At 72.4% G+C, this 3,102-nt stretch carries 3 protein-coding genes and 1 pseudogene; 1 reads left to right on the forward strand and 3 read right to left on the reverse strand.

Features of this window, described 5'->3' with window-relative positions; genetic code table 11:
* Positions 1-233, forward strand: a pseudogene (locus J0670_RS34190) (hypothetical protein); the annotation flags it as partial.
* Between the two features lie 193 nt (positions 234-426).
* Here the strand turns inward: J0670_RS34190 and J0670_RS34195 are convergent.
* From J0670_RS34195 to J0670_RS34205, 3 genes are all read right to left on the reverse strand, one after another.
* Positions 427-1,215, reverse strand: coding sequence for a nucleotidyltransferase family protein (locus J0670_RS34195; protein WP_243437925.1), 789 nt, complete (start codon positions 1,213-1,215; stop codon positions 427-429).
* Positions 1,216-1,249: 34 nt separating this feature from the next.
* A complete protein-coding gene (locus J0670_RS34200; protein WP_207816243.1) occupies positions 1,250-1,696 on the reverse strand; it encodes a hypothetical protein in 447 nt (148 codons plus the stop codon).
* Positions 1,697-1,883: 187 nt separating this feature from the next.
* Positions 1,884-2,975, reverse strand: coding sequence for an ABC transporter ATP-binding protein (locus J0670_RS34205; RefSeq protein ID WP_207816245.1), 1,092 nt, complete (start codon positions 2,973-2,975; stop codon positions 1,884-1,886).
* Positions 2,976-3,102: the final 127 nt, after the last annotated feature.

The following is a 3,102-nucleotide window of genomic DNA, read 5'->3' on the forward strand; positions in this document are numbered from 1 at the left end:
CCGGCAAGGCGGAGGCCGGGAACGGCCCCTCCCCGGGAACGGGAGCCCCGTCCCCGGCCGGCTCCGCGCCGGCCCAGCGCGGCACCCCGGCCGCCGGCTCCGGCACGGCGTCCAAGCCCAGCCCGAGCAGCGGTCCCGGGCTGCTCGGCGGGGTGCTGGGCAGCGGGCCGCTCGCCGAGCTGTCGGGCGGTCGGCCGGCCGCCACCAGCCCGGGGGTGGCGACCGCGACCTGACGCCGTCGGCGACTGCGACCTCGGCCGGGTGCTCCGTGGGGGAGCACCCGGCCGATTCGCTGTGCCCGGGCCCGGGCGGGCTTCCTCAGCGGGAGCCGTCGCGGTGCGCCGTCTAACGGGAGTTGTTGCGGTGTGCCGCCTAGCGGGAGTTGTCGCGATGCGTCGGCTAGCGGGAGTTGTCGCGATGCGCCGCCTAGCGGGAGTTGTCGCGGTGCGCGGCGAGCTCCTTGGCCGCCTCGGTGAGGTCCTTGGCCGTGTCGATGGCGCGCCAGTACACGCCCTGCGGCAGCTGGTAGCCCGCGAGCCGCTTGCCGCGGGCGAGTTGGGGGAAGGTGGTGCGCTCGTGGTCGCCCACGTCCGGCAGCAGCTCGGCGAACTCCGGGCTGAACACGTACAGGCCGGCGTTGATCAGGAAGGGCGAGGGCGGCGCCTCGATGAAGTCCAGCACGTTGCCGAACTGGTCGGTCTCCACGGCGCCCCACGGGATCCGGGGACGGGCCAGCGCGAGCGTCGCGACGGCGTCCCGCTCGTGGTGGAAGGCGGCCATCTCGCGCAGGCTGAAGCGGGTCCAGATGTCGCCGTTGGTGGCGTACCAGGGCTCGTCCGGGCGGGGCAGCGCCTTGGCCGCGTACTTGAGCCCGCCGCCGCGTCCGAGCGGCTCCGCCTCGACCACCGTGCGGACCCGCAGCGGCAGGTCCGCACGGTCGAGCCACTCCTCCAGCACGTCGGCGAGGTGCCCGCAGGACACCACGACGTCGGTGACGCCCTCGGTGGCCAGCCAGGCCAGCTGGTGGCCGAGGATCGGCGTTCCCGTCCCCGGGATCTCGACCAGCGGCTTGGGGCGGTCGTCGGTGTACGGGCGCAGTCGGGAGCCCTGGCCGCCGGCCAGGATGACGGCCTGGGTGACGGGCGTCGTGGTCGGCCGGGGCTGGAGGGGCTGCGGGGACGCGAGGTCTGCGGTGGGGCCGGAGTCAGCGGTCATGCCTGAACAATAGGGCGACCGCCGCGGGGAGTTGTCAGCCGGTGATGCCCGCGGCGAAGGAACCGTCGCAGACCGGGCGGGCGAAGGAGCGGGCCCGCTGGACGTCGCCCTGGTACTTGCGCACCGCGGCCTTGCCCAACTCGGTGGCCAGCGAGGTGCAGTACGGCGTCAGCGAGGGCTGCTCGCGCATCGAGCGCTCCAGCAGGTCCAGCGCGGCGGACGGGTTCTTGGCGCGCAACTCGTCCAGCAGGACCACACGCAGCGACTCCTGCGGGGCGAGCCCGTCCGGCGCCTTCCCGGCGGTGGCGGTGGACCGCCCGATCCCGGCCCCGTCGCCGCTGGAGGCCGCCACGACCTGCTGGTCGAGCCCGGTCGGCGGGGCCCACGGGACCCTGGTCACGGCGAGGGTGCCGGTGGTCACCAGGACGACCGGCAGGGTCAGGGCGACGGTCTGGCCGATACGGCGCACAAGCTGCTTCACCCTCAGGAGAGTAGCGGTGGGTGCGGGCCGGATCGCCCTCCGTTACACCATCGAGTGAAGCGGTGTCCGGGTTCGTCCCCACACCGGGTTGACGTGGGGGTGTACGCACGGAACCCGCCGGACCGGGAGGGTCCGACGGGTTCCGGGTGCTGGCGGGCCCCGGTGAGGGGTCTGCGGATGGTGCTCGTCAGCTGCTCAGGCGGGCGCCGGAGGAGGTGGCGAACACGTGGGTCTCCTCGGCGATCGGCACGACGTGGATCGTCTCGCCACGGGTCGGGATCTGGCGGCCCGGGACGCGGACGACCAGCTCCTTGTCCTCGCCGCCGATCTTGGTGGTGCCGTAGACGAAGCCGTCCGAGCCGAGCTCCTCGACCACGTTCACGGTCACCGCGACGCCCTCGATGCCGCCGGCGTCGACGATCCGGAAGTGCTCGGGGCGGACGCCGACGGTGACCGTCTTGTCGGTGCCGGCGCCGGCCAGGTTCTCGCGGGAGATGTTGACCACCGAGCCGCCGAACTTCACGCCGCCGTCCACCAGCGGCACCTCGACCAGGTTCATGGCCGGCGAGCCGATGAAGCCGGCCACGAAGAGGTTGGCGGGCTTGTCGTACATGTTGCGCGGGGTGTCGACCTGCTGCAGCAGACCGTCCTTGAGCACCGCGACCCGGTCGCCCATGGTGAGCGCCTCGGTCTGGTCGTGGGTGACGTACACGGTGGTGATGCCCAGGCGGCGCTGCAGGCCGGCGATCTGGGTACGGGTCGAGACGCGGAGCTTGGCGTCCAGGTTCGACAGCGGCTCGTCCATCAGGAAGACCTGCGGCTGGCGGACGATCGCGCGGCCCATCGCGACGCGCTGGCGCTGACCGCCGGAGAGCGCCTTCGGCTTGCGGTCCAGGTACTCGGTGAGGTCGAGGATCTTCGCGGCCTCCTCGACCTTGGTGCGGATCTCCGTCTTGTTGACGCCGGCGATCTTGAGCGCGAAGCCCATGTTCTCGGCGACGGTCATGTGCGGGTAGAGCGCGTAGTTCTGGAACACCATGGCGATGTCCCGGTCCTTCGGCGGCAGGTGGGTGACGTCCCGGTCGCCGATCCGGATCGCGCCGGTGTTGACGTCCTCCAGGCCGGCCAGCATGCGCAGGCTGGTCGACTTGCCGCAGCCGGACGGGCCGACGAGGACGAGGAACTCGCCGTCCGCGATGTCCAGGTCCAGCGCGTCCACCGAGGGCTTGTCCGCCCCGGGGTAGATGCGGGTCGCCTTGTCGTACGTGACAGAAGCCATGGTCGTTCTTCTCCTTCACCGGCAGGAACGTGCCGGACGATCCGAGTAAAGGGGGTCGGTGCGTCTCCGTCGGCCGCCACTGGTCTGAACCACTGTTCGAGCCGACTCCCGGCGACGCTACCTGCGC

The organism is Streptomyces sp. FH025 (genome assembly GCF_017427025.1).
In the GTDB taxonomy this organism is placed as follows: Bacteria; Actinomycetota; Actinomycetes; order Streptomycetales; family Streptomycetaceae; genus Kitasatospora.